The organism is Nocardia sp. NPDC058497, from assembly GCF_042720195.1.
Lineage (GTDB): Bacteria > Actinomycetota > Actinomycetes > Mycobacteriales > Mycobacteriaceae > Nocardia.
The window spans coordinates 1-2,861 of the sequence record NZ_JBHXMY010000059.1; the positions used below are offsets into that span (position 1 = coordinate 1).

The following is a 2,861-nucleotide window of genomic DNA, read 5'->3' on the forward strand; positions in this document are numbered from 1 at the left end:
CGGGGTCGCGCCGGTCCGGGCGCGGGTGCTGGTACCGCGCGCGGGGGATCCGGGGCCCCAGTTGGTGGGCTTGTTCTCGTAACTCATGGGCGTGGTCCCCGACGGCTTGTCGCTGACCTCGACGATCGACTCGCGGTTCTCCTCCAGCCCGTCGCTGGTGAAACTGATCGCGATCATCGCGGCGGTGCTGTGCACCCTGCTCGCACTCGGCGCGCTGGCCGTGCTCGACGGCAGCGACGGGCGCGGGCACCGCCGGTTCCTGCCGAAGAACTGGCTGAAGCCGACCTGGGCCGACGGCGCGGTCATCGGCACCCTGCTGGTCTGGCACTTCGTCGGCGCCAACACCTCCGACGACGGCTACATCCTGTCGATGGTGCGCGTCGCGCCCGACGCGGGCTACACGGCCAATTACTTCCGCTGGTACGGCGTGCCCGAGGCGCCGTTCGGCTGGTACTACTACGTCATCCAGGTCTTCGCCGAGATCTCCACGGCCAGCCCATGGGTGCGCGTGCCCGCGCTGATCTGCGCGATCCTGTGCTGGATGGTCATCAGCCGCGAGGTGGTGCCCCGCCTCGGCAACGCGGTCAAGCGTTCGCAGGTGGCGCTGTGGACCGGCGGCCTGGTGTTCCTCGCCTTCTGGCTGCCGTTCGACAACGGCCTGCGCTCGGAGCCGATCGTCGCCCTCGGCGCGCTGCTGACCTGGGTCTCGATCGAACGCGCCATCGCCACCGGCAGGTTGCTGCCCGCGGGCATCGCGGTGCTGATCGCGGCGTTCACCCTCGCCGCCGCCCCGACCGGTCTGATGTGTGTGGCCGCGCTGCTGGCGGGCATCCGTCCGCTGGTGCGGATCGTCGTGCGCAGGCACCGCCAGTTCGGCACGCTGCCGTTGCTCGCCCCGATCGCCTCGGCGGGTCTGCTGGTCTTGGTCGTCGTCTACGGCGACCAGACCTTCGCGGGCATCCAGGAAGCCAACCGGGTGCGGCAGGCCACCGGCCCGAACCTGGCCTGGTACGAGGACTACCTGCGCTACTACTACATGTTCGTCGAGACCGTCGACGGCTCGCTGGCCCGGCGCTTCGCCTTCCTGGTGATGCTGCTGTGCCTGTTCACCACGCTGCTGGTGCTGCTGCGCCGCCGTCAGGTGCCGGGCATCGCGTCGGGCCCGACCTGGCGGCTGATGGGGATCGTCTTCGGCACCATCTTCTTCATGATGTTCAACCCGACGAAGTGGACCCACCACTTCGGCGCGTACGCGGGCATCGCCGGTTCGCTGGCCGTGGTGACGGCGGTCGCCGTCTCGCAGAGCGCGCTGCGTTCGCGCAAGAACCGGGCCATCTTCCTGGCCGGATTGCTGTTCGTGCTCGCGCTGTCGTTCTCGGGTATCAACGGCTACTGGTACGTCTCCAGCTACGGCGTGCCGTGGTTCGACAAGACCATCTCGCTGGGTGGCGTCCGTTCCAACACGGTGATGCTGATTCTGTTCGGCGTGGCATTGGCCCTGGTCGGCTGGTACGCGCTGCGCGAGGACTACGTGAAACCGCAGCCGTCGGCGAAGACCGAGCGTGGCAGGCGGATCCGCAAGTTCGCCGCCATCCCGCTGACCATCGTGGTCGGGCTGATGGTGCTGTTCGAGGTGCTCTCGCTGGTCAAGGGCGCCACCCAGCAGTACCCGGGGTACTCGCTGGCCCGCTCCAACATCGACGCCATCGGCGGCAATGCCTGCGGTCTTGCCAACGACGTGCTGGTCGAATCCGATCCGAACGGCGGCAGGCTCGACCCGATCGTCGACCCGGCCCGCCCGTTCACCGATCCGAACGATCCGTTCGCGGGCACCGGCGCGGTCGGCTTCACGCCCAACGGCGTGCCGGGCGACCTGTCGGCAGACGCGGTCGAGGTGAAGCCGGGTACCGGCAACACCAGCAACCAGTCGGTCGGCGCGGCCTTCGCCGAGGGCGAGAGCGCTGGTACCGGCGGCGGTGAGGGCGCGCTCGGCGTCAACGGGTCGACCGTCGCGCTGCCGTTCGGGCTCGACCCGGCGCAAACCCCGATCCTGGGCTCGTACCAGGAAGGCGTGCAGCAGCCCGCGCACCTGGAGTCGGCCTGGTACGGGCTGCCCGCGCGCTCGGACGACTCGCCGCTGGTCGTGATCTCGGCGGCGGGCCGCATCGCCTCCAAGGACGACTCCGGCGCCGACAAGTACGGCCAGTCGCTGCTCGTCGAGTACGGCGCCCGCAATCCCGACGGCAGCGTCACCACGCTCGGCACCTACCTGCCGCGCGATATCGGCCCGTTCCCGTCGTGGCGCAACCTGCGCGTTCCGGTGTCCGACCTGCCCGCCGAGGCGAACGCGGTCCGCATCGTCGCCAACGACCCGATCCTGATCGGTGACCAGTGGCTGGCGTTCACCCCGCCGCGCGTGCCGAAGCTGCGGACACTGGACAGCTTCATCGGCCGCACCCAGCCGGTGCTGCTCGACTGGGCCGTCGGCCTGCAGTTCCCGTGCCAGCGGCCGTTCGCGCACCACAACGGCGTCGCCGAGGTGCCGAACTACCGCATCCTGCCGGATCGTCCGTTGGCGATCTCGTCCACCGATACCTGGCAGGCCCAGGAGTTCGGTGGCCCGCTCGGCTTCTCGCAGATGCTGGCGAGCCGGGTCACCATCCCGACCTATCTGAAGGACGACTGGGCCCGCGACTGGGGTTCGCTGGAACGCTACAACCAGTACCTCAAGGCCGAGCCGGCCCAGCTCGCGACGGATACCGCCCCGCGTAGCGGCCTGTGGACCCCCGGTCCGCTGCGGGTGTTCTGACCTGAGCCCGAGACAGTAGAAGGGGGGGGGGCCCCCGGGGGGGGCGGCGGGT

At 69.8% G+C, this 2,861-nt stretch carries 1 pseudogene; it reads left to right on the forward strand.

Annotated features, from left to right (window positions below):
• A pseudogene (locus tag ACFWPJ_RS06820) lies at nucleotides 1–2,809 on the forward strand (arabinosyltransferase domain-containing protein); the annotation flags it as partial.
• Between the last annotated feature and the right edge of the window lie 52 nt (nucleotides 2,810–2,861).